Source organism: Bacillus sp. 05T21, from assembly GCF_056396785.1.
Genome location: NZ_JBFTMD010000010.1, coordinates 40,974 through 64,830 on the forward strand (window position 1 = coordinate 40,974; position 23,857 = coordinate 64,830).

The 23,857-nt window shown below is 33.7% G+C and carries 28 protein-coding genes and 2 pseudogenes; 8 read left to right on the top strand and 22 right to left on the bottom strand.

Annotated elements, in window-relative coordinates:
• Nucleotides 1-114 precede the first annotated feature (114 nt).
• From prpB to AC1DKZ_RS18215, 5 genes and pseudogenes are all read right to left on the bottom strand, one after another.
• On the bottom strand, nucleotides 115-1,023 hold the full coding sequence (prpB, locus tag AC1DKZ_RS18195; protein ID WP_002136186.1) for a methylisocitrate lyase: 909 nt from the start codon (nucleotides 1,021-1,023) through the stop codon (nucleotides 115-117).
• A gap of 18 nt (nucleotides 1,024-1,041) precedes the next feature.
• Nucleotides 1,042-2,478, bottom strand: a complete 1,437-nt coding sequence (gene prpD / locus AC1DKZ_RS18200) for a 2-methylcitrate dehydratase (protein ID WP_476996788.1) — start codon at nucleotides 2,476-2,478, stop codon at nucleotides 1,042-1,044.
• 98 nt (nucleotides 2,479-2,576) lie between these two features.
• Nucleotides 2,577-3,698, bottom strand: coding sequence for a citrate synthase (gene mmgD / locus AC1DKZ_RS18205; RefSeq protein ID WP_476996789.1), 1,122 nt, complete (start codon nucleotides 3,696-3,698; stop codon nucleotides 2,577-2,579).
• A 415-nt stretch (nucleotides 3,699-4,113) separates the two neighbouring features.
• Nucleotides 4,114-4,340 (bottom strand): annotated as a pseudogene (locus AC1DKZ_RS18210) (HesB/YadR/YfhF family protein).
• A complete protein-coding gene (locus tag AC1DKZ_RS18215) occupies nucleotides 4,321-5,475 on the bottom strand; it encodes an MFS transporter (RefSeq protein WP_476996790.1) in 1,155 nt (384 codons plus the stop codon). Before AC1DKZ_RS18215 ends, AC1DKZ_RS18210 begins: the two are co-directional and overlap by 20 nt.
• Before the next feature lie 238 nt (nucleotides 5,476-5,713).
• Between AC1DKZ_RS18215 and AC1DKZ_RS18220 the strand changes: the two genes are divergently transcribed.
• On the top strand, nucleotides 5,714-5,992 hold the full coding sequence (locus AC1DKZ_RS18220) for a hypothetical protein (protein WP_404442884.1): 279 nt from the start codon (nucleotides 5,714-5,716) through the stop codon (nucleotides 5,990-5,992).
• An 82-nt stretch (nucleotides 5,993-6,074) separates the two neighbouring features.
• On the opposite strand, the gene AC1DKZ_RS18225 is transcribed toward AC1DKZ_RS18220, so the two are convergent.
• Nucleotides 6,075-8,576 carry a PBP1A family penicillin-binding protein gene (locus tag AC1DKZ_RS18225; RefSeq protein ID WP_476996791.1) on the bottom strand — a complete coding sequence of 834 codons (2,502 nt, stop codon included), beginning with the start codon at nucleotides 8,574-8,576 and terminating at the stop codon, nucleotides 6,075-6,077.
• Between the two features lie 466 nt (nucleotides 8,577-9,042).
• Here AC1DKZ_RS18225 and AC1DKZ_RS18230 point away from each other — a divergent pair, with 466 nt between their 5' ends.
• Nucleotides 9,043-9,252 carry a KTSC domain-containing protein gene (locus AC1DKZ_RS18230; RefSeq protein ID WP_476996792.1) on the top strand — a complete coding sequence of 70 codons (210 nt, stop codon included), beginning with the start codon at nucleotides 9,043-9,045 and terminating at the stop codon, nucleotides 9,250-9,252.
• Nucleotides 9,253-9,319: 67 nt separating this feature from the next.
• On the opposite strand, the gene AC1DKZ_RS18235 is transcribed toward AC1DKZ_RS18230, so the two are convergent.
• The 4 genes from AC1DKZ_RS18235 to AC1DKZ_RS18250 form a co-directional block, all read right to left on the bottom strand.
• The gene (locus tag AC1DKZ_RS18235; RefSeq protein ID WP_002085763.1) at nucleotides 9,320-9,532 is read right to left on the bottom strand and encodes a YqaE/Pmp3 family membrane protein; all 213 of its coding nucleotides are present in this window, start codon (nucleotides 9,530-9,532) and stop codon (nucleotides 9,320-9,322) included.
• A gap of 300 nt (nucleotides 9,533-9,832) precedes the next feature.
• The gene (locus AC1DKZ_RS18240) at nucleotides 9,833-10,492 is read right to left on the bottom strand and encodes a DUF6944 family repetitive protein (protein ID WP_219302202.1); all 660 of its coding nucleotides are present in this window, start codon (nucleotides 10,490-10,492) and stop codon (nucleotides 9,833-9,835) included.
• A 158-nt stretch (nucleotides 10,493-10,650) separates the two neighbouring features.
• Nucleotides 10,651-11,361, bottom strand: a complete 711-nt coding sequence (locus AC1DKZ_RS18245) for an SDR family oxidoreductase (protein ID WP_113937816.1) — start codon at nucleotides 11,359-11,361, stop codon at nucleotides 10,651-10,653.
• Between the two features lie 325 nt (nucleotides 11,362-11,686).
• Nucleotides 11,687-12,025: a hypothetical protein gene (locus AC1DKZ_RS18250; RefSeq protein WP_113937815.1), complete on the bottom strand. Its 339-nt coding sequence runs from the start codon at nucleotides 12,023-12,025 to the stop codon at nucleotides 11,687-11,689.
• A gap of 212 nt (nucleotides 12,026-12,237) precedes the next feature.
• Here AC1DKZ_RS18250 and gerPF point away from each other — a divergent pair, with 212 nt between their 5' ends.
• Nucleotides 12,238-12,453 carry a spore germination protein GerPF gene (gerPF, locus tag AC1DKZ_RS18255; RefSeq protein WP_001141569.1) on the top strand — a complete coding sequence of 72 codons (216 nt, stop codon included), beginning with the start codon at nucleotides 12,238-12,240 and terminating at the stop codon, nucleotides 12,451-12,453.
• A 285-nt stretch (nucleotides 12,454-12,738) separates the two neighbouring features.
• Here the strand turns inward: gerPF and AC1DKZ_RS18260 are convergent, their stop codons facing one another.
• The 5 genes from AC1DKZ_RS18260 to AC1DKZ_RS18280 form a co-directional block, all read right to left on the bottom strand.
• Nucleotides 12,739-13,074, bottom strand: coding sequence for a YolD-like family protein (locus AC1DKZ_RS18260; protein ID WP_476996793.1), 336 nt, complete (start codon nucleotides 13,072-13,074; stop codon nucleotides 12,739-12,741).
• 615 nt (nucleotides 13,075-13,689) lie between these two features.
• On the bottom strand, nucleotides 13,690-13,911 hold the full coding sequence (locus AC1DKZ_RS18265; protein WP_219302199.1) for a hypothetical protein: 222 nt from the start codon (nucleotides 13,909-13,911) through the stop codon (nucleotides 13,690-13,692).
• A gap of 623 nt (nucleotides 13,912-14,534) precedes the next feature.
• The gene (locus AC1DKZ_RS18270) at nucleotides 14,535-15,386 is read right to left on the bottom strand and encodes a peptidylprolyl isomerase PrsA (protein ID WP_476996794.1); all 852 of its coding nucleotides are present in this window, start codon (nucleotides 15,384-15,386) and stop codon (nucleotides 14,535-14,537) included.
• A gap of 144 nt (nucleotides 15,387-15,530) precedes the next feature.
• On the bottom strand, nucleotides 15,531-16,526 hold the full coding sequence (locus AC1DKZ_RS18275; protein WP_476996795.1) for a glycoside hydrolase family 25 protein: 996 nt from the start codon (nucleotides 16,524-16,526) through the stop codon (nucleotides 15,531-15,533).
• Between the two features lie 340 nt (nucleotides 16,527-16,866).
• Nucleotides 16,867-17,475: a hypothetical protein gene (locus tag AC1DKZ_RS18280; RefSeq protein WP_113937812.1), complete on the bottom strand. Its 609-nt coding sequence runs from the start codon at nucleotides 17,473-17,475 to the stop codon at nucleotides 16,867-16,869.
• Between the two features lie 291 nt (nucleotides 17,476-17,766).
• Between AC1DKZ_RS18280 and AC1DKZ_RS18285 the strand changes: the two genes are divergently transcribed.
• Nucleotides 17,767-17,961, top strand: a complete 195-nt coding sequence (locus AC1DKZ_RS18285; RefSeq protein ID WP_113937811.1) for a hypothetical protein — start codon at nucleotides 17,767-17,769, stop codon at nucleotides 17,959-17,961.
• Between the two features lie 358 nt (nucleotides 17,962-18,319).
• On the opposite strand, the gene AC1DKZ_RS18290 is transcribed toward AC1DKZ_RS18285, so the two are convergent.
• Nucleotides 18,320-18,823, bottom strand: a complete 504-nt coding sequence (locus AC1DKZ_RS18290; protein ID WP_219302195.1) for a MepB family protein — start codon at nucleotides 18,821-18,823, stop codon at nucleotides 18,320-18,322.
• A gap of 220 nt (nucleotides 18,824-19,043) precedes the next feature.
• Here AC1DKZ_RS18290 and AC1DKZ_RS18295 point away from each other — a divergent pair, with 220 nt between their 5' ends.
• Complete coding sequence (locus AC1DKZ_RS18295; RefSeq protein WP_219302194.1) at nucleotides 19,044-19,256, top strand: hypothetical protein; 213 nt, start codon at nucleotides 19,044-19,046, stop codon at nucleotides 19,254-19,256.
• A gap of 92 nt (nucleotides 19,257-19,348) precedes the next feature.
• Here the strand turns inward: AC1DKZ_RS18295 and AC1DKZ_RS18300 are convergent, their stop codons facing one another.
• From AC1DKZ_RS18300 to AC1DKZ_RS18320, 5 genes and pseudogenes are all read right to left on the bottom strand, one after another.
• On the bottom strand, nucleotides 19,349-19,906 hold the full coding sequence (locus AC1DKZ_RS18300; RefSeq protein WP_476996796.1) for an ABC transporter permease: 558 nt from the start codon (nucleotides 19,904-19,906) through the stop codon (nucleotides 19,349-19,351).
• Between the two features lie 137 nt (nucleotides 19,907-20,043).
• A complete protein-coding gene (locus tag AC1DKZ_RS18305; protein WP_002012631.1) occupies nucleotides 20,044-20,619 on the bottom strand; it encodes a C1q-like domain-containing protein in 576 nt (191 codons plus the stop codon).
• Between the two features lie 769 nt (nucleotides 20,620-21,388).
• Nucleotides 21,389-21,640: a DUF3947 family protein gene (locus AC1DKZ_RS18310; protein WP_002127261.1), complete on the bottom strand. Its 252-nt coding sequence runs from the start codon at nucleotides 21,638-21,640 to the stop codon at nucleotides 21,389-21,391.
• Between the two features lie 132 nt (nucleotides 21,641-21,772).
• A pseudogene (locus AC1DKZ_RS18315) lies at nucleotides 21,773-21,907 on the bottom strand (YqaJ viral recombinase family protein); the annotation flags it as partial.
• Nucleotides 21,904-22,041: a hypothetical protein gene (locus AC1DKZ_RS18320; protein ID WP_242247394.1), complete on the bottom strand. Its 138-nt coding sequence runs from the start codon at nucleotides 22,039-22,041 to the stop codon at nucleotides 21,904-21,906. The gene AC1DKZ_RS18320 and the pseudogene AC1DKZ_RS18315, both read right to left, overlap by 4 nt.
• Nucleotides 22,042-22,117: 76 nt before the next feature.
• Between AC1DKZ_RS18320 and AC1DKZ_RS18325 the strand changes: the two genes are divergently transcribed.
• Nucleotides 22,118-22,726 carry a hypothetical protein gene (locus AC1DKZ_RS18325; RefSeq protein ID WP_219302191.1) on the top strand — a complete coding sequence of 203 codons (609 nt, stop codon included), beginning with the start codon at nucleotides 22,118-22,120 and terminating at the stop codon, nucleotides 22,724-22,726.
• A gap of 6 nt (nucleotides 22,727-22,732) precedes the next feature.
• On the opposite strand, the gene AC1DKZ_RS18330 is transcribed toward AC1DKZ_RS18325, so the two are convergent.
• The gene (locus AC1DKZ_RS18330; protein WP_427280048.1) at nucleotides 22,733-22,888 is read right to left on the bottom strand and encodes a hypothetical protein; all 156 of its coding nucleotides are present in this window, start codon (nucleotides 22,886-22,888) and stop codon (nucleotides 22,733-22,735) included.
• Nucleotides 22,889-23,087: 199 nt separating this feature from the next.
• On the opposite strand from AC1DKZ_RS18330, the gene AC1DKZ_RS18335 reads away from it, so the two are divergent.
• Nucleotides 23,088-23,444, top strand: a complete 357-nt coding sequence (locus tag AC1DKZ_RS18335; protein ID WP_476996797.1) for a site-specific integrase — start codon at nucleotides 23,088-23,090, stop codon at nucleotides 23,442-23,444.
• A gap of 72 nt (nucleotides 23,445-23,516) precedes the next feature.
• Complete coding sequence (locus AC1DKZ_RS18340; protein ID WP_002012639.1) at nucleotides 23,517-23,831, top strand: thioredoxin family protein; 315 nt, start codon at nucleotides 23,517-23,519, stop codon at nucleotides 23,829-23,831.
• Nucleotides 23,832-23,857: the final 26 nt, after the last annotated feature.

A 23,857-nucleotide genomic window follows, 5' to 3' on the forward strand; every position in this document is an offset into this window, starting at 1 on the left:
ATGCTCGTCTACGATGAGTGGAATATCTTATTATTGAAAACAGAAGGCGATGATTTTTCACATCAAGCAGTTCGTTTTGCCAAAGATGTATTTTCATCGCCTAAATCCTTCTACCTATTGATCTTCAGATAATACTGTTTTTGCAATTCCAGTATCTAACTCTTCAAAGTCATGATATGAAATTGTTTCATATAATTCACTTCTCGTTTGCATATTAGAAAGTGCATCTTTTTGAGAACCTGTTTCCTTAATTAGCGTAAACACATTCTCATATGCTTTTGCAGCAACACGAAGTGAAGTTACAGGATAAATTACCATTTGGAAGCCCATATTCGCAAATTCCTCTGCACTATAATATGGTGTTTTTCCGAACTCAGTCATATTTGCTAGTAAAGGTGCATTCACTTTGCTAGTAAATAAACGGAATTCTTCTTCCGATTGAAGCGCTTCTGGGAATATTGCATCTGCCCCTGCTTTTACATATGCATTCGCTCTTTCAATCGCTGCATCTAATCCTTCCACGCCGCGAGCATCTGTGCGTGCTACAATATATAAACTTGGCGCAACTTCTTTAATCGCTTTAATTTTTTGAACTAATTCTTCTGTAGTAACAAGTTTCTTACCGTTTAAATGTCCACATTTCTTTGGTAATTGTTGATCTTCAATTTGAACAGCCGCTACTTTCGCTTCTACCATTTCTACAGCTGTTCTCGCTACGTTTAGTACTCCACCAAATCCTGTATCAATATCAACAAGAACTGGTAAATCTGTAGCTCTAATTAGATCTCTTGCTCTTTCAGCTACTTCAGTAGATGTCACGATACCTAAATCTGGTAGACCTTTACTTGCAGTGTAAGCAGCTCCCGATAAGTATAGAGCTGAAAAACCTGTATTTTTCGCAACAAGAGCCGCCATTGCATCATGAGCACCTGGAATTTGCAAAATTTCATTTGCTTCTACTAAAGCTCGGAAGCGATTCGCAAGCTCCTCTTGTGTTGACTGTTTATTCACAACCCAAGCCATTATAAATTCCCCCTATTATTAAATTAAGAATAGATCTACAAATTCGTTTACATTCATATTTTCTAGTTTTTCTTCATTTAGACAAGCTTCATGGATTTTTTCTTGTTGCTTACTAGAATAATGACCTGCCATATTTGCAGTGAATTTCCGAACAACTTTTGGAATTGCTTCGTCTCTACGGAAACGGTGGCCAAGTGGGTATTCACATTCCACATTTTCTGTTACAGTACCATCTTTAAAATGAACTTGAACAGCGTTGGCGATTGAGCGCTTGTTCGGGTCAAGGTAATCTAAACTGTACTGTTTGTTTTCAACAACAACCATCTTATTACGTAATTCATCTACACGTGGATCATTCGCTACTACATCCTCATAATCATCCGCAACGATATCTCCTTTTAATAAACCTATTGCAGTAATGTATTGTAAGCAATGATCGCGATCAGCTGGGTTATTTAATGGACCTTCTTTATCGATAATACGAATTGCTGACTCATGAGTTGTAATTGTAATACGATCAATTTCATCTAATCTTTCTTTAAGTTCCGGATGTAATTTCACAGCACATTCTGCAGCTGTTTGTGCATGGAATTCTGCTGGGAATGACACTTTGAATAATACATTTTCCATTACATAAGATTCTAGCGGTCTTGCTAATTTTAATTCCTGTTTATTAAATAATACATCTTGGAATCCCCATCCTGGCGCAGATAATGCTGTTGGGTAACCCATTTCACCTTTTAGAGCAGTCATTGCAAGATGAACACCGCGGCTCGTCGCATCTCCTGCTGCCCATGATTTACGTGAGCCAGTATTTGGAGCATGACGATATGTACGAAGACTAGAATTATCAATCCAAGCATGTGATAATGCATTAAAGATTTCTTCACGCGTTCCGCCAAGCATTTTCGCAACTACTGCAGTTGTTGCTACTTTTACGTATAATACATGGTCAAGACCAACACGGTTTAAGCTGTTTTCTAAAGCAAGTACACCTTGAATTTCATGTGCTTTAATCATCATTTCTAGTACTTCACGTACTTTTAATGGTTCTTTTCCTTCTGAAATACGAACGCGGCTAATATAATCTGCAACTGCTAAAATTCCGCCTAAGTTATCAGATGGATGTCCCCACTCTGCTGCAAGCCAAGTATCGTTATAGTCTAACCAACGGATCATACATCCGATATTAAATGCACCTTTTACTGGATCTAGCACATAAGATGTTCCTGGTACACGTGTACCATTTGGCACGATTGTTCCTGGTACAACTGGTCCTAATAATTTCGTACACTCTGGGTATTGTAGTGCTAAAATTCCACATCCAAGTGTATCAACTAATACGTAGCGAGCCGTACTGAATGCCTCTGCACTTGTAACCTCTTTATTTAATACATAGTCCGTAATTTCTTCTAATAATGCATCTTTTTGTTTAATTTCATTTGTTTTAATCATGCTATTCTTCCCTTTCTGTCGAAAATTCGTTATTATTAATGATGGGTGTCGGTCAAACACCCATCTGGCGGGCGGTGCTAACAACTCCCCAGTTGTTTTTATTTACTAAATGCATGTCGCTCGCCAATATAATTTACACGTGGACGGAACAAACGATTGTTCGCATGTTGCTCAATTACGTGTGCACATAGCCCTACTGTTCTAGAACTAAAGAAGATTGGTGTGTAAAGTTGAATTGGAATACCAAGCATCCAATATACTGGAGCAGCATAATAATCAAGATTCGGATAAATTCCTTTTTCCTTCTCCATAATTTTTTCTCCAGCTTCACACATTTCATATAGTGTATAATCGCCTTTCACATCACATAACTGCTTTAATGCTTCCTTCATCATAAGTGCTCTTGGATCCATCTTTTTCATATAAACACGGTGTCCAAAGCCCATAATTTTTTCTTTGTTATATAGTTTCTTCTGTAATAACTCTTCAAATTTCTCAACATTACCAGCTTCTAAAAGCATGTACATAACCGCTTCATTCGCACCGCCATGAAGACTTCCTTTTAAGGATGCAACTGCTCCTGTTAAAGCGCCGTATAAGTCGGATTGCGTTGATGCAATAACGCGTGCTGTAAATGTAGAGTTTGGCATTTCATGTTCACTATATAAAACAAGGGAACGATCAAAGATTTTCTCTTCAAGTTCAGTTGGTTTCTTTCCAGTTAACATATAGAAGAAATTCGCACTATATGACAATTCTTGAAGAGGCTCAATTGGTTCCTCATTATTTAAAATATGGTAGCTATTCGCTACAATATTTGGCACTTTACTTAAAAGCTTGTATCCTCGACTTTTATTCACTTCTAACGAGCGGTTTTCGATATCACTATCGTAACCAGCTAATGCAGACACGCCTGTACGTAGCCCATCCATAGGATGCGTTTCCTTAGGCAATGCCTTTAGAACATTGAATACACCTTCTGGCACTGCATATTCTTCTTTTAATTTCTTTTCAATTGTTGCTTTCTCATCCTCATTCGGTAAACGTTCTTCTAATAAAAGGTGCACAATGTCTAAATACTCTTTTGCTTTTGAGAGTTCGATTAAATCATACCCTTGAATTACAATTTCACCTTTTACTGTGTCAAGAAACGAAATTTTCGTTTCCGCTGCTACTACACCATCTAATCCCGGGGAAAATTTTTCTTCAGCTTTCATCATTATTTCCTCCAATCCTAATAGATCTTCGTGCACATAACTGTAAGCCTTTACAATAATATGAAACTACATTTCTATTTCAATGTATCAGAGTTTTTAGAAGATTTCAATTTATTTTACAATGATAAGTTTCCTATACTTTTACCGATGTAATAATACAATTTTTCAAAAATAACTTTCATCTTTTATAAAGAAAGGACAGACATCCTTTTACAATTTTTTAAAACGAAATATAACAATTATCCATATAATCCCACTAAATATACCTTTAATCCCTTTTTCTTCAACAAACATAAAAAACCGAGCTGCACTCATGCACAGCTCGGTTTTTTATAATATTTATTTCATATTCCCATAAATATAATTCTCATATAAAATTTATTTATTTTTAATAAAATTATTATTTTACATAATTAAATTAAATTTCTTCCGTTTCTTTACGATAGCTTACAACTAATTCATAGTTTTGAAAGTACGAAAGATCATCAAAATCTATAAAAATAAACTACCGTCTTTCTCAACTGGCACTATTTCCCGAACTGGTTTCTCAGAAACAATCCCTAAAGAATATCCGGGCTGAATTGAGCTATTTCCTCCGTACCTTACAATACATCAAATAGATTCATCATGCTTTATACACAAAATCTTTTTTGCCTAATCGTTGTTTTACAAAAATGACAAATATAATTAAAGCTATTAATCCTGAAATTGCACTACCTGCGAATAAAATACGGTAACCAAACATTTGTGAAACAACTCCAAGTAAAATCGCACCTAATCCAATCCCTAAATCAAAAGCGGTAAAGAATGAAGCGTTAGCAACTCCTCTTTTACTAGGATCAACAATTGTCAGCATCGCTGCTTGTAAAGCGGGCTGTGCTGAACCGAATCCAACACCATATAATGCCGCTGCAATCATTACACCTATCAAACCATTTGAAATCGTTAGTACAACTATCGCTAAAATAGTAATACATAGTGCCGGAAGTATGATAAAAACTTCTCCATACTTATCTAATAGTTTTCCTGAAATAAGTCGTACAATTGTTAAAGCAATTGCATATACAAGAAAGAATGTCCCAGGATTCACATCAATTGATGACGCGAATAACGGTAAAAATGTTGTTATTCCTCCATATGCAAATGATAAAAAGAAAACAACAACCGTTATTGATAAAACGGATTTTTCAAACAGCTGAATTTTCCCTTTTTCTTTTTGTGGCGTGAATGGCATTTTCGTTATTAACGATAATACGACTGCCATAAAGGATAAAAGAGTTGCTAACAAGAATAGACCATGAAATGAATAATTTTGTACAACCCATAATCCAATCATCGGGCCAATTGCCATCGCGATTGTCATCGCCATGCCATACCAGCCCATCCCTTCACCACGACGTGAATCTGGAATAATATCAGTTATCGCTGTTCCAACTGCTGTTGTAGAAACAGCCCACGTCACTCCGTGAATAACGCGTAAAACAGCTAAAAGGACAATAGTTGATGCTAAATTATACGAATACATCGTTATTCCAAAAAAGATGAGTCCGAAAATAATAAAAGATCTTCTACCATATTGATCTAACATACCTCCAATAATCGGTCGTATTACAACTGCGGCTATCGTAAACATTCCCATCATCAGCCCAACTTGTGATTCATTTCCACCAATCTCTTTAATAAAGAGCGGGAGCGTTGGAACAAGCAAATAAAACCCTGTAAATAAAAATAACATCGCGATAGTCATTTGAATAAATGATTTCGTCCATAATCGTTCCATTAAAATCCCTCCATAAACACGTAAAATATTACGATTAACACATCCATTGTATATGTTTCATATTCCTTTTCCCTCCGCTAATAGGCGTATCTTTTCGTAATAAATGGTCCACCATCAATTCACATTGGTCTTACGACTTTGTACGTATGTTTTAACCGAAAATCCTATCTATGTGTACCTTTATAAGCATTAAAAGAATATACTACTTTATCATTGAAACTTAGGAGTGATCGTTTTCATGTGGGTATCCCCAAGAATAACCGCCGTTGTCCCAGCAGCTCCCTCAATACATGTTCCTACCGTTCATACAGCTAGTTCTGATGTTGGTATCGAACTTCCTGCCGCTTGGCAACAATATCAATCGACTGACCAAGTCACCCCTTCATTTTGGCATCATGGTACACACCCGAGTAGTACTACTTTTTATGGCCCTAGTTATCCAATACCGCCAACTCAAATTTTTTATCATTTCCCATCAATTTACTTTCAAAATTTCTATGGTACTTTTAATATTTAAAAATAATATTACTCTTTATAATACAAAAAGCACCAAAGAAACCGTTTTTCCCGGTACCTTCGGTGCTTTTAAAATGCATTATTTATTGTCCATTATTGGAAGGAGCCTCTCCTGTGTTCCCGCCCGTAGTTGGTGGGGTTGGAGTTTCTTGGCCACCTCCAGTGGTTGGTGGATTTGGAGTTCCTTGGCCACCTCCAGTGGTTGGTGGATTTGGAGTTCCTTGGTCACCTCCAGTGGTTGGCGGATTTGGAGTTCCTTGACCACCTCCAGTGGTTGGTGGATTTGGAGTTCCTTGGCCACCTCCAGTGGTTGGTGGATTTGGAGTTCCTTGGCCACCTCCATTAGTTGGTGGATTTGGAGTTCCTTGACCATTTCCATTGTTTTGTTCATTTTGCTTATTTAATTCATCTTGTTTCTTTTGCTCTTCTTGCTTCTTAAGTTCATCTTGTTTCTTTTGCTCTTCTTGTTTCTTAAGTTCTTCCTGTTTCTTTAATTCCTCTTGATTTTTCTCTTCTTCAGTTTTTTGCTGTTGATCTTGTTTTGGTTGTTCCGTTGTATCCGGTACGCTAGTATTTGGAGATGAATCACGTTTTTCACCTTTTATACGCAATTCACTACCTTCTTGAATAACACTACTTGGCATTTTAAAGCGTGATTTATCTGTAGCCATCTCGCTCATCATTTCTTTAAAGATCAACTGTGCAATTTTCGTATTTTTACTACTAATATACTCGTCTTTACCATCTTTCGTATATCCAGTCCATACTGCCATCGTATATTGCGGTGTATATCCTGCAAACCAACTATCACGAGTTGCACTTTCTGGAATTCCATATTGTGCTAGTTGTTTTGAAGAATAGTTAGTTGTACCTGTTTTACCAGCTACATCTAAAGAGGCCACATTTGCCGATGTACCAGTACCTGATGTAACTACAGAACGAAGCATATCAGTAATCATATATGCTGTAGAATCCGCCATAACTGATTTTGGTTTTTGTCCAAAACTTTGTGACTTGCCGTCTGGATAAACTACTTTCTTAACAAAATGCGGCTTCGTATACTTACCGTCATTCCCAAATGCCGCATAAGCACCTGCAATTTCAGTTGGTGACGCTTCATTTGTACCGATCGCTGTTGATTCTGTCGGTGCTACATTAAATGTAATACCTAATTTCTCAGAGAACTCTTTCGATTTACTAATACCTACCTCTTTAGCTGTTTTAATAGCTGGGATATTACGTGACTTTGTTAGTGCTTCACGCATTGAGATTGGCCCTAAATGACTTCTATCTGCATTTCTAACTTCTTGGCCAGTTGAATACTTAAATGGAGAGTCATCAATTTGATGATAAGTAGCCCATTTTAAATATTCAATTGCAGGAGCGTAATCAAAAATTGGTTTCATCGTTGAACCAGCTGCACGATCTAATTCAATCGCCATATTATGCCCTTTAAATACTGCTTTATTTTCACCGCGCCCACTACCTATAGCGCGAACTTCTCCAGTTTTCGTATCCATAAATGTGAAAGCACCTTGGAATTTATCATTTGGATAATTAATAATATTTGTATTCAAAATATTATCAGCTAATTTCTGTGCTTTTGGATCCAATGTTGTATAAATTTCTAAACCATCAGATCCAATATTAACATCTGGTATTTCCTTTTCTACTTCTTTCACTACTGCATCCATAAATGCAGTATATGGCATCGCTTGTAGTTCAGCTGCACTCTTAATATTTTTATCCACTGGTACTTTCGATGCTTCTTCCATTTCTGCCTTTGTAATATAACCATGTCTATTCATTAAGTTTAGTACAGTATTTCTTCTTTCTGTTGCCCTTTGAACATTTTCTTTTTTCGTTGGGTCATAGTTATTCGGTGCTTTTGGTAAGCCAGCTAGCATCGCAACTTCTGGTAATGTTAAATCTTTCAATTCTTTACCGTAGTAGTTTTGTGCTGCTGTTGCGATTCCATATGAACGGTTTCCTAAATTAATTTTATTTAAATACATCTCTAATATTTCATGTTTTGAATATTGTTGTTCTAGCTTATACGCTAAATATATTTCCTGAACCTTACGTTTTGACGTTTTTTCCATCGATAAGAAGTAGTTTTTAATAACTTGCTGCGTTATCGTACTACCACCTTGAGAGCCATAATCTCCCTTAAGACTAACTAAAACTGCACGAGCAGTACCTTTAAAATCTACTCCGCTATGCTCATAAAAACGCGAATCTTCTGTTGCTAAAAATGCATTTTCTACTAATTTTGGGATTTGATCATACGTAACATTCGTCCGCTTTTCTTTCCCATATTCATATACCAAATTCCCGTCTTTATCATAAATTTTTGAGGATAACGGATTAACAAGTTTTGCTTTCTCAAGTTTTGGTGCATCCTTAATCATTACGAAAAAGGTAGCAACCCCTGCCACTAAACCTACAATACCAAGTAGTAAACAACTGATTAAAAATTTACGAAAAAACGATGTTTTACCTTTTGGTTTTGTTTTTTTAGAAGCTGGCTGTTTTTTCTTTTGAACTTGTCGTCGCTCCTCTCGAGAACRATAATTTTCTGACATGTTACTTTCTCCTGCCTTTCAATTCTCCCGTTGATTTACTTGAAAATATTGAGGTCACTTTCCCAAATACATTTAATCAAGAAAGTATATTGACCTGGAGCATTCAATATTTTCCCAATTCACAGATTATACATTTTAGAATACTTCTTATACAAACTATTTTCACTTCTATTTTTTCTAATAATACTGCCCCTTAAAGCATAGAATGTAAGAAGTGGATTTTTAATACCTCGTATAAATAATATACCTTTTTTTCAAATGGTCAATATTTTCTTATTTATAAATCAAAGGTGAAATAAAAATAGCACAACGATATGTACTTCGTGTGAACTTCCTTATAATTACGTATAACAAACATTTAATATATTGCATATAAGTATAATACTCCTTTAATTATTAGGATTTCAACACGACAATCCCCTTCTCTACAAGAAACCATCTAAAATGAAAAATAAGGAGTTGCGTAATGATGAAGCTATCTCCCGTTATTTCAAAAAAATTAGTTGCTGTTGGCTATAATCCTTTTTCTATGATTTTACGTATTCAACTAATGAATGGTATGTATGATTTCTTTAATGTGCCAGAAAGCATTTACACCGGTTTATTAAACGCACACTCTAAAAGTTATTATCATAATACTTATATTAAAAATTCTTACCGCTATACTAAAATTTAAACTTGATTGGCATACAAAAAAGAAAGGCGAATCAAATCCCCTTTCTTTTTTGTATGCCAATCGCAATTTACCTTCTATTTCTTTTATTAATTTCATCATACGCCTGAACTTGTTTTTTAAGTCGCCTGTCGGCTTTTTTATCATGTACGACAAGAACTGCGTGTATCGCTCCTGGAACCCAAAAAATTAAGGTTAAAATGAAATTAATAATCGCTTGAAACGGCTTTCCGCAAAATAAAACAGCTACCGGCGGAAGTAGAATTGCTAATAAGTACATCATGTCTGAAAAACTCCTTAATGTTTATTTTCCGATTCTTCCCCATCCATCTCCTACACTATCAAACCTATGAAATCATGTTATTTCTAAAAGCGTATATAAGAACTCATCATTACAAAAATCACATATAATAGTATAACTAAATGAGGAACCTCTCACTAACGTTAACAAGCTATTTTCACCTGTTCGTTTATATGTATATTCTACGCCTATATGAAAAAGCCTACAAAAACAATTAACACATCCATCTTGTCCTACTTCTAAAATTGAAATACTCCAAACTTCATTGAAATGAGTATTTCATCACCTTTTCTTAGATTCCAATCGTTGTTCCTCTACTATTTCGGTTAATCCAATTGCTGAAATTACAGTACCTATTGCCTGTATCCAAATACCTATTAGCCCTAGTATACGTTGATCTTCTTTATCTATATTACTGTCTTCTTTTCCCTTTTCTTCTTTTGATATATTTTTAATACCTTCATATGCTTGTAATCCCGCACCTAAACTTTGCATTGAATTCCCTAATACGATAATCCACTGTATTCCATTTATCTCATTCAATGCTACTTCTACTCCTAAAAAAGCGCCAATTGATTGCAAACTATTTCCAGTAATTATAAGGAAATCATTTTCTTTCATTTGTTCATTGAGATTAAAATACGTTCCTATTACATTTGAAATATTACCTAAAGCTAATAACTCAATCCCCGTTTTCGCTAGCGCTTTATTTTTATTATCTATAGTTACCTCTTGCTTCTCACATTTATCTTCATCTTTCGCATCATTAGTTGCTATAATTTGTAATATATATCCGAGAGCTTGTAATGAACTCCCTACAATAACAAGATCCGACTCAATCTTTTCTTCCCCTGCAAACCCTCTAGTTGTTCCAATTGCTGCAATAAGATTTCCTCCTACTTGAAACCAGGCACCTGTCAATTCTAAATCGCGTAGGTTCATTTCCCATCACCTATATTCAAATTTTCTAGTACATTCAAAACAAACAAATATCACCTTTAATTCATTATTCTATTTTTCATATGTAATTTTGTGCATCACATAATGTACTAATAATACAAAAGAGCACCTTTCAGGCGCTCTTTTTGACAAGGAGTTTCTCAATGAATGTATGCCGGACATGTCAATGACTCGCCGTTTTTATCTATTGATATATTTAATATATAATGAATTGCTTTATGTGACCACATTTCAGGTGTAGGAGATTCTTTTACATATTGAGGTGCACATAAGTCAAGCATTGGAGTGCTAATACTGCCACCTGGATCTAAAGCAACTACTGCCATACCATTTGGTAGTTCCATTGCCATTGACTGCGTGATACCTTCAACAGCAAACTTCGAGGCACAATATGGCGCAAGTTCAGCCTCGCCTTCTCTTCCCCAACTAGAGCTCATGTTAATAATAATTCCTTCTTTCCTAGCTATCATCGCCGGGACGAACGCCCTAATGACATTTACTACCCCGTTCACATTTACACTCATTACACTTTCAAATTCTTGTGCAGTAACTTTCCATAGAGGTGCATTTTGATTAACAATCGATGCATTATTTATTAACATATCCGGAGCCCTATACTTATTAAGAATACGACTTGCCCATTTACTAACTTGGTGATGATTTGAAACATCAATTATTTGAAAATCATGTGAAGCACCGTAATATTTATTAAGCTCTTCAATTTTATTTTTTGAGCGTCCACACCCTACTATGTTCCACCCCAATTCATGAAACCTATCAACCATTGCACGTCCTAACCCTTGCGTTACTCCAGTAATAATTACAAGTTTCCCAATGTCGTTTCGCTCCAACTTCATCTCCTCCTTTCCATTAATATTACTCTTTTTATTCTTATTCAACTTCTCACTTAAGTATCAATTCATTTCATACTTTAGAAGTATTTTTAATATTATATATTACAAACAAAAAGAGTAACCATCATAGTTACTCTTTTTGTTTGTATCGCTATTATTTTTAAATTGTATCTTCTATTCCCTACATTTCTCACATCGATAAATATAGGTTACACCTTAATGAAAGTATATTTATGTTTACGGTTCGATTTATCCAAATACTTTTCAATCCACTTTTTCAACTTAACAGAGCCCACCTCTATCAATAAATTTCCACCTAGTCTTATAACATACTTTTATTTAAATTCTCAATCTCATTTTGCAACTTTTTAAATTGCTCAAAATGCATTGTTATAGATTGAATACTATTCCTTTCAACATTTTGCTTTACTAATAAAACGCCTGTATCGTGAAAAATTGCTTCAAGTTCTTTCCTTATAGATACTTTCGTAATATATGCGGTTTTAATTGCCGATAAAATTGCTATTTCATTAAAATGTAATTTTATTTCATTAGGACAAAATGCTTTTTCGATCAATGTGACATCATTACTATAAATAAAAGCAACAAGTTTACTTGATTCTGCATCTGTTAAATCCACTGTTTTTATAACATTATCCATTACATTTTGCTTCCTTTAATTCCGTATATATTAATTATTCAAATTTGTTCTTTTTAAAATTCAGCTCTTCATTAATTTTAACATACTTTTTGCTCGATTGATTAAACAAAGCTTCAAACATTTTTCTATTCCGGAATATTTGTCAAATGAACCAATTAGACTGTACCTTCATATAGTAATGCAAACAATTACTTATAAAGTAGGTGAAAATTATGCCCTCAGTTGTTGGGAATTTAGTTGTACAAAATAGTAACGGATCTTTCAACTTAGGTGATTTCTACAATGTTTCCCCAAAAGAGAATACGAAAGCTTATAACGGCTCTGGCGCATCTAACGTTGGTTTCGTAGTGAACACTTTTAGTGGGGTTAGCGCGACTAATACATTTGATTCTGATCTAGCAGATCAAAACCAAGTTGGTACGGCCTAAACAGCTCTGTAATCATTTTTGTATAACATTTTAAAATTTGTCTATACTATACTCAGGCTGATACACAGCTATCGTCGATTTTTTGAGTGCCAATCTTTTTCTCCCTTTCCCTGGGACTAAGCAGCTAGCTTGCATCTAGCTGCTTTTTCATTTAGTTCTTCACCTCTTCAAAAAATTAGGTTTTTACAGATAGCCTGACTCACAGCCGAATTTTGAGGTGTAAATCTAATTGTCCGCAAATAGCTGGATAAATTAAAGAAGCTAAACTTCAAAATTCAGCTTCTTTTAGGTTACATCAATTATGTCCATTGCAGAAAATATATATGTTTTATAAAATGCATCTGTACATTTTACAATTTGTTGAATTGGATTTATATGAACCACTGTCATATAACTCGTAAGTACGTATCCTTCTTCAAAATATGTCACTAACATCTCTTCTTCAGACAATAATGAAGTTAATAATTTGTCTGAAATGCTGTCTTTCGCTTCATTTGTTATTAGCGGTCTTTGGACTTTTAATTTCTCTCCAATAATTTTTTTCATACTTAATAATTGCTCCGACATTACTGTAAACGGAACCCACTCTCTTCCTTTTTCCTGTACCTTTACATAATTCATTTTCTTTACTCCTCAATTTTCTACATCTATCCATTCATAAGAATAGAAATTTCACTTCTAAATACACTTTATCCATCTCTTATTTATATGTAGCGTAGCTTTCCAATTCAAAACTATTTATGAATTTGTAGAAATCTCCACTCCAAAAGAACATTCGTTCTAATTATACACGAACTAACGTTCTTCCGGAAGTGCAACATGTAAATTTTTCAAACAAAATGCAACTTTAATATATGAAGTTTATTCATACTCATTTATTACTCCCTTTTATTAATCAAATTTCTTTGCACTTCCTATCGCATCATAGAATACGTGTAGCAACAATAAAAGCGACTCCACCTAATGTGAAGTCGCTTTTATTGAACTAATTATATTTCTAATTTTACTTTTCTATCCTAACTAACGTTCTTTCTGGAATACAAATTTCAGCTATATCTCATTAACCATCCTTCAACAAAAGCATACACTTTTATTATGAACGAACTCACAAAGCTTTAGAAACTTATGATGTAAAACAATTCATCCCTCATAAGTTTCATACATATCGACAATTACTACCATTTATCCTGCTATTTGCAGGCAGTAAGATTCACACTCATTAATTTTTCACTTTCTTTATTGAATATGCTTGGGTTGCATTATAATATGTAATTCTCTCTCTGTTTCTGTTTTTTTCGGATTCCGATAATATTCCAGTTTATATTCTAATACTTCATACTCAACCATCCCAATCTTTATCCCTTTTGTTTCTTTTAATACAGCTAATAGAACGCTTACATTTTCATTAGATGATTCAAAAATTTTCCCACCGCCTTCTCTCTTAAAAATAACTTTCATATATTCTCCCCCAAATTAATTTAATAATCTAGTAAATATAAAAATATTCATCCTATTTTAATAAAGTGAAACTTTAATCAGTGGGGGTTTTGTCCATCACCCACTGATTATTAGCCTTCACCAATCGGGCTTTTACGAGCAGTTGATGTCCCACCTAATTCCCTCGCATTCGCCGAATTTTGAGGTGGGAGTCTTACTGCCCACAAATAGCGGGATAAATAATTCTTATCATCATTAAGAACATCCTTTTGTACTAAATGTTCAACATGTCACTTCCTATAAAGTTAATTTATACTCCAATAAATATGATATGTACTATTCTTTAAATTATGTCCTCAATTCACTCTCCAAGAAAATATATTTAGTTTATATTTAACAAAATTAATTAACTAAAACATTATCATTTCAACATTTTGCGAATTTAATTGCTTATTCCTTTTATCTACATCCAAATTTTCCTATTGTAATTCTTAATATTTAAATGTAATATTGTATTGTCTTACTATCTATTTATAACTCACACACTAACGCGAAAAGGGAACTCTATATGAGTTCCCTTTTCTATTGAAAATAAAAAAACAGAAATATAGCATTATGCTAAATCTCTGTTTTTCTTCTAAACCTTATTTCTCATCTAAGAATTTAAATGTATCTTTAAACTCTTTATCTGTTACTTTAATATCTGCTTCTTTCAATAGATCATTGATTACTTGTTGTTTCCATTTACCTGTCGCATCTTGCAGTCTTTGTTGTTCTAAATCTTTTCGAATCGTATCTTTTACTTCATCAAATGGTTTCAATTCTTTTTTATCCGTCACTTTTATTATATGATAACCATAAGATGTTTTTATTGGCTCACTTACTTGTCCTGCATCTAATTTATACGCAGCTTCCTCAAACTCTTTCACAGTTTGACCAGGAGCAAAACCAGCTATTTCTCCGCCCTGTTCCTTTGAACCAGTATCTTCCGAATACTGTTTCGCTAAAGCAGTAAAATCTTCACCATTATTTATTTTCTCTTTTACTTCTTTCGCAGTTTTTTCATCTTTCACTAAAATGTGACTTACCTTCATTTCAGGTTTATGTTTATCTTTCACATCTTTATCTGTGACAGTCGCTCTAATCGCTTTCTCAAGTGCAATTTCTGGCTTCATTCTCTCTTTTAATTCATCTTCATTCTTTAATCCTACTTGCTCTAAAGCCACTTTAAACTTGTCACCCATTTGTTCCTTCGCTGCTTCTACTTGTTTTTTAGCTTCTTCATCTGAAACTTTATATTTATCTAGCAATGCCTTATTTAACATCATTTGAGATAAAGTACTTTTTCCATATGTTTGCCTTAATTCTTTACTTAACTCTTTCTCTGTCACGTTTCCTACTTTTGATGTTGCAACATTTTCTGAGGAACCACACGCAGACAATGTTAGCGCCACACATGCAATAATAGTTCCCATAAATAGCTTTTTCTTTTTCAATTCAAATACCTCACTTTGATAAATGTATATTAGGAACTATACAGCGCTATTGTGAAATTAATGTGTTTTCCGCAAGTATTTCTCTTCATGCCAGAGACAAGCTTTATTAAATAAAAAAGCCGGCATAAAGCCGACTTTTTAACATCATTTAATCTGCACATGTTCTTCTTTGATCCATTTGTTCCCACCTATATCTATATATCCATCTTGACGATTCCAAATACGATAAGGGACCTTCCCATCGACCGCACCTGTATCATTCCCGTTTGGCCCATCGTACGTTCTAATTTCATATCCAGGTGTGTACTTTGAATATGCATAAAACCATTGTACATTAAAATGTTCTAACTTAGCCCACTGTTGTTCACCACCTAAACAAATCATATCTTTTTCGCCACCTCCCCAATAACCTTTATAGATTAAATATGGGATTTTTTTCGTAAGTCTTCCTGTAAACTGCGGATTCGCAGGATTTTCATATAAATTAATGCCGTATCCATCATCATATTTTGAAACTGCAATACCAATTCCATTTTGTTGCTTACTATCTCCAATACTAGATTGATTTGTTTGATTTGAACCTATAAACCAAGAAAGATTTTTATTCCCAATTAATTGATTCAAATCACATTTTCCAATACCAGGAACATTTCCTGAATCAGTATATTGCCAAATATCACAAGGATATGCTGGTTTATTCCCTCCATAACGAGGAATCCAAATAAAATCAGCATCAATATTACGAGCTCCAAATGATACATACGTGTGATGTCCTACATATAAACCAATTTTTTTTGCACCTAATCGGCGTAATTCATCAATAAATGCTTGAGTCCCGCCTTGCATATCTACCATTGTTTGAACTTCTACATCTGCCACCCAAAATTTAGCGTTTTTATCGCCACGATTCCAAAAATCTTGCGCTTCTTTTTTTGCATCTGAAATAGATATAAAACGGCAAAATGCATAATTCCCAAATGGGATACTACGTTTCTTCATTTCTTTCACATAACCTTGATACATAAAATCGACCGTATTCGAACCATCTTGAACTCTAGCAATAACTAAATCTAGCTGAGACGCTGCAATATCCCAATTAATATTTCCATTCCATTTCGAAATATCTACAATATAACCCATTACTAATCAACTCCTTTTTATTATCTTATTCAAAGCTTGTATTATTGTTAGACTCATATGCCTAATACAAACTCTCCATAAAATAAATAAATATAATCTCATCATTTTTTCAAAATATACAACCTATCTAGAATATTTTTCTTTAAATTAAATAGACAAATTTAACTTTTTCACTATAAATATCGGGATAAAACTATAAATAGTGTGCATACTATATGTAAGCTATTTTAGCTTAGACTCATAACTGACCTCCAATATTTTTCAATCTCCCTGTAACTAGGCAGCTAAATAATAAAAGCTGTCTAGTTATTTTTTTCTTTATGTACAAGAAAAAGACATTTTAATAATACAGTTTTGGTGTTATATCCTTATTTTGTATATTCCCTTCAATAACAAATCGTACATCACCAGTGCTTGTAACGCAGCTTGTAGAGAATAAAATAGGGATATCGCACACAACGTCGTTCATTACATCATGAAATACATTGGCAGCAACACCTGTAAACGTTTGACAAAGGTTTGAAATATCATCGTTAAAAAATTGAATAACTTTCGCAGCAAAAACTGGAAAAATAACATTCGCTCCACCTGGTAGCTGTGGTTGTACAACAACTTGTTGAAAATAAGGATTATTTTCTAACGCTACTTGAAATAAATGTGCAATTTCAAATGCATCTAGTGGACATGGAAGCGGATTTACAATCACACTTTCTTCGTTACTAACAACAACCGTTACACTTACATTTCCAAATTCCACGAACGGTTTAAGAAGCGTAGCTAATGCTATCGCTTTTTCATTACTCATAGCTTGTACTAAAATAATAAAATTCCCACCAACTGGAATAAGTGGACCAACTGTTACAGTTGGATCAGCACCTATAGAATTTTTAAGCTCATTAAAATACGTAATCCACGGTGGTAAAAGCTCAACTTGTACATTTTCTTGCATTCTACCTCCTTATGCAATTCTTATCACCATAATATGTAACAACTTTAAAATTGCATAAGGCATATATACTATTTTCTTACATTCATTATTTATAGTAATGAAGCAATTTAAGGAAAGTATTCTATGTTTCTTTCCTTTCCTAGCTTCAAGTAATATGCTTATTATAGATGCCATGTACTAATATGGCATCTATAATAAGCAACTACACTAAATTTACATATTATATTTAAATGTCTTCACATTCAAAAGAAGATTAACACATAAACCTTCTATAAATAAGGAGTTTATTTAATGAAAAAAATCCCTATCGTATTCAAAGTTCCCCCGAATTCAAAGCTAAAAGTTACATTCTACGGTCCTTGTAACGAAGTAATTACAAATGTATCTTTAATTAATCAACTACTCACCCCTACCTGCCAAACTGTATCTCAATATCCAGACTTTAAGAAATATATAACTGAAGTCCGATCATTATCAAATTATTAATCGTATAATTTTATGATTTATCGTTTCGAACAGTACGATAACGAAGTAATAAAAAGAGCCGCATCTTTCAAAAGAAACGGCTCTTGTTTCATTTCACAAAAACATGACTTCACTAAAAAACTAAAATAACTCATTAATTGATATTCTATTGATATTTTGTTGATATTTTACACATATTAATGAAATGAGCATATATTATCGTATGGAGAATCTCCACTCATAAAGCCTATCTTTTTTTGAGCATACTTTATTTGTATGCTCCTTTTTATTCTTTACTTAACGGGTTATCCTGTTAGCATTTCCAAATATCCACCTATAAAAAATTGAATATTCCAAAAAACTCTTTTCTTATTATGCACTATGAATATAAGTTTAATAATTTATCTGTAGCTACATTTTCAGTATCACTTAAATCGACAAAATAATGAAGTTGCCACAGTTGACTCTTCTTAGCTTGATTACTAACAGGCTTATCCCAAATAGGGTAAACCCTCATAGCCATTTTCCCTTTTTGGTTTTGAGTTTTTAATATTTTTTCTTTTAGAAGAATCTCTTTTGGAAAAATAAATTGTCCTAGTTTATTATCCGCTATACAAGTGATAACTAAAAGGTTAGGAGCTGAATCATAAGAAAATGCCTGATTGCTCATGGAGGCATTCTTCTCCCAAAAAGAAACAAATTGTCCCATCTTATTAGGCGTAATTTTTGATACCCTAAATCGGATGCTTCTATTATTCAGATGGAATACCCCTCCTGCATATTCTGAATTTTGCTTTTCTTCTTTTCTTTTAGTAATTAATAGATTATTAGGTTTGTAAATCATTTCATCTAGTTTTTCAATTATATTACTAAAATTTGTCATGTAAACGCACCTTTTTTATTTTCCAGTATACCAAGAACGTTCGTTCTTGTATATTAAACTTAAACAAATGTTGGCTTTGAATAGTCTTTCAAAGATTATTTTATCTACTCCATCCATAACTTCAAATTTTCTTTTATAGTATTTATTACATTACTCTTCCAATTCCTTGTATTTTTCATTATTATATTAATATAATAATATAAAACGAGGTAAATATTACATGAATCCATCCAAAATTGACTTCGGCTCCATAGAGCAACCTTTATTCCTATTAATTTTATATCTTATCGCAATTCTTTTAACACTCGGCATTACATTTAGTATATGTCATTCCCTTTTACTAAATTTAAATGCACCGAGATGGGTAGCACAACTGTTAGCTATCGTATTAACTCTAGGTGTTGCTTATCAAGTATTTATGAACTTATTTTAATATATTACCAATTTAACACCTTTAACTAAAAGGCCCTACCATAAGGTAGAGCCTTTTTTAAAAAAATAGTCCATAAATCACAAACATGTCTTTTATTTTATTGGAGATAGAAATCTTGCAGCTTCAAAATGCGTACTAATAAATCCTGGATCATTTTGTATAATCAGTCCATCTACATCACTCTCAGCAAAAATTTCAACTACATCTCCTGCATGTAATTGAAGTATTGTTGAAACAGCTACGACATTTGCAAAATTGGGTGGACCAAAAAAGTCATTATCTATCGCTATAGCTGGATTATCATTTACCCGAATTTCTACACGCGCTCTATAATTCGTATTACTATCATTAGGTGCAAAGCTGATTGTACCAATAATAGAATAAACCCCTCTAGTCTTCGGAATAAAATCTGACGTTACTGGATTATATTCATCCGCTAAATCAAACTGTTCATTTTGGAATAATACTTTAACAAAAGTATTTGCAGTGACATTTTGATCTACTGTACTAACCGCTCTAAAAGCAGATGCCCTTACAAGTTTATCTTTCTCATTATCACAACACTTATCGTAATAATCTGTACTCTTCTTACAACAAGTATGCTTTGTCTTTTTATAGCCATTGCAATGCTTACAATAATAATAAGACATATTTATATCCCCTTTCTAAATCTATTGTTGTATACTATGCAAAATAAATTTAAAAAGTTTGGACGAGCTATTGCTATTATGAAATTAAAAAACTCCACCGAAAAGCAGAGTTAATAAAATTTTTTCCTTTTTAATATTTATACAATTGGAGATGGGAATCTTGCAGCCTCAAAATGAGAACCGTCTTCTGTACTACTAATAACCCCATCTATACTACTTTGTGCAAAAATCTCGACAATATCACCTGCATGTAATTGAAGTATTGTTGAAACACTTACGACATTACCGAAATTTATTGGACCAAAAAAGTCGTTATCTATAGCAATTGCCGCATTTCCATTCACTCGAACTTCTACACGCGCTCTATAATTTAAATTTGTATCGTTCGGAAAGAAACCAATCGTCCCAATTACGGAATAAACTCCTCTAGTCTTCGGAGTAAAATCTGATGTTGCTGGGTTATATTCGTTCGCTAAATCAAATTGTTCATTTTGAAATAATACTTTAACAAAAGTATTAGCTGGAAGGTTTTGATTAACTGTATTTACAGCTCTAAAAGCAGATGCTCTTACAAGGTTATTCTCCTTATGATCGCAAGAACAGTCATCACATCTTTTACCGCACTTATTATAATAATCACTTCTTTTTTTACAGCAATCATGATTTTTCTTTTGGTAACTCTCACAATTCTTACAGTAGTAATAACAGGACATATATAGTGCTCCTTTCTACTCTATTACCGCATACTATGTATGCTAAACTTGAAAAGTTTGGACAAGTTGTTGCTATTACAAAAAATAAAAATGCTCCACCATAAGGAAAAGCAAAGAGAAAGCATATACAAACAAAGCACTCATATAATATTCCAGTTAAATCAGTAATACAAATTATCTAGTTTCATCAACTCGGATTTTCAGAAAAAAACTCCTTCATGCGATTTTATTATTATTAAATAGATTATATTGTTCAGTGAAATATGTAATATTTCATATTTTGTTATTTCAATATTCTTTTATTACAGATGAAGTGATAACAATCTCTTGTATTCCCTTTAAAATCAACAATATACCCTGTGCCAAATATTTTTCTATCCTCTAGAATTATTACTAAACATTATATTCAAATATTATTTTTGTGAATTATTGACCTGTACAAACGTAAGAGTTTTGTGTATTCTATGGACAAGAAATAAGGTAAGAGTTACTCTTTGCCATTTTAGGAAAGCATCCAAAATTTATAAACGCTTGGCAATAATTTTTGCCAAATTCCTCTCTCATCATTCTTATCGTCACCTTTCATTTTGGAAAAATAATATCCCCCCACTTAAGAATCCTTGCGTTGCATATAACTCATGAGGTTGTAACATTCTCATTCCAATATCTAAAATTTTATAATTGTTCCCTAGATACGAATCATTTCTTATAAGGACGCTCTGTACTTGCGCCCTTATATAAATACTTAAATTTATTCCCCCGCATATTTTTATAAATTGTATACAGTTCCATATGGAATTGTTGAAACAGAAATTCCGTATGGTGTAATATGATGCATTGGGTAATAATACTCCATAGATGGATAGTACGGTTGTATGCCTTGCTGTATTTGTTGCATTTGCTGCTGTGCTTGTAACGCTTGTTGAACAGCTTGAATTGTAGTTTGTGCTCCGCTATACGTAATACCCGCCGTACCATACGGACGCATTCTATCTCGGGTATCAAAATATGAATAAAACATTATTATTCAACTCACTTCCATATAAGTTATTACAAAGTATGTTATGATTCTTAATTTCAGTGAGTGTTAAAAACTAATCCACTAGCTTTTATTCAAATAGCGTTTTGTTCACCTTCCTTCTTTTGACCCTCACTCTTTCCCGAAATATCCCAGCGATTTTTCGCATTCAAGGCCCATCTTTTCACCGACAATCAATCGGTCTACATTTGCAAGCATCCACGGGTATTCAGGATGCTGCAGGATTGCATTTCTGCGTTGTACCTTTAAATCCCGTACGCTTGGAATCGACTTATGGCATCTTGTAACTTTTCGGCATCGATAGACTTTGTCATGATACCTTCTTGCTCCTGTGGATCAGCTTTACCATAGCCATTGTGCATGGACATCTGGTTTTCTAGCATCTAGCTCACCTTCTTAAAAAATGCAGGATTTCCCTTTCCATTATCGAATTAGTAATGTTTGGAAAGGGGGTGTAACATGGCAGAAATTAAAGTAGGACTTACACAATTTTTAGACTTCACACTGAAAAGTAGTGCAGCTAAAACAAACTTTGTAAAAAATCTAAAATCTCAACCTGAATACCAACCAGCTTTTGATTACTGGAAACAATTACGAGACACTGTTATTAAATTTCATCAAAATGAACTACCTTTTGAATGTTTCGAAACATTAGTGCAAACGGTTGATCAAAAGAAAAAGCAAAACTATATCGATGTCATAAAGCAGTACAAAAAATTTATTAAAAACAACGACGTCTCTTGGTTCGATCCAGGAAAATCACATTGGATATCAGATAATTTAATCGTCCGCTCATCACCTGAACTCGGTTTGCTCATTAATGATGAGCCGCATCTTATCAAACTATATTTCAAAGGAAAAAAAGAGCGAATTGATAAATACAACATCAACTCAACACTGACATTATTAAATGAATCAACATTTTCAGATGAACATAACGATGTGAATTATACGGTTCTTAACATCCAAAAGAACAGAATGTATACGAATAACTCTATTAATAATGATCATTTAATAGCGCTTGAATCAGAAGCTAACCAGCTTTTTTATATATGGAATAAGGTGTAAAGGGTACTATCCATCTCTTTCAATACCTTTTCCATGCATAATTTGGGCACAATTTTCACAAATCCTATCAGTTTCATTTAATTGAAGCTCACCTTCTTGTTCCTCACAAACAATGCAGGGTGGGCGTTTTTTCGAAAATAGTTTCTTTAACCATTTCCGCATCCTAACTCACCTCCTCCGAAAGAGTGATATAATGAGCTCTCTCCACTAAATCAGCGTTACCCCCCTGGTTTTTTAACCGATGAAGAAGATCTTCGTTTTTTAGAACATGCAAAAGAAAACCGTTATTATATCGCTTATCTTCTTGCTATTACATGTGGAATGCGTAAAGGTGAAATCTTAGGTCTACAATGGAAAGAGATTGCTGATTTTACCTGCCATTACTTTAATGGCACTAAATGACCATCTGCAAAAAATCTCTGAGGAAAAAGAGCGATATGATGAAAGCTATAATGACTACGATTTGGTCTGCCGTTTCAGAAGTTTGACACAGCTCTGGAAAAAGCTTATAAAGAAAAGTGAGGTTCCCGATATTCGGTTCCATGATCTGAGGATTATGTTAAAGCAAGGTATACATCCGAAGATTGTGAGTGAACGATTAGGACATAAAAAAGTAGGTATCACCTTGGACACCTACTCACATATTGTACCAGGCCTTCAGGAAACTGCGGTGGATCGATTTGCAAACGAATTATTCGGAAAGAAAAACTTTTGTTAGAAGTTTTCGTTTCTAGGCAAAAACACCGCCTAAATAACCCCAAATATTATAAGTGAAAAAGGAGAAACAAACATGAAAGAAATCAAAGCTGAACAAGAATTCAAAGACATCATCGCAAGCGAGGAGCCAGTAGTTGTTAAGTTCTTTACTACATGGTGCCCAGATTGCGTGCGTATGGACAACTTTATCGGAGATGTAATGGAAGAGTTCAATAAATTTGAATGGTATTCTATTAATAAAGATGAGTTCCCAAGTATTGCTGAAGAGTATCAAGTAATGGGTATTCCAAGCCTACTTGTATATCAAAATGGCGAAAAGTTAGGTCACTTACATAGTGCAAATGCAAAAACGGAAGAGCAAGTTACTGAGTTTTTAGAAGCATACTAAGAAACGAAAAACCTCTGAAAAATCAT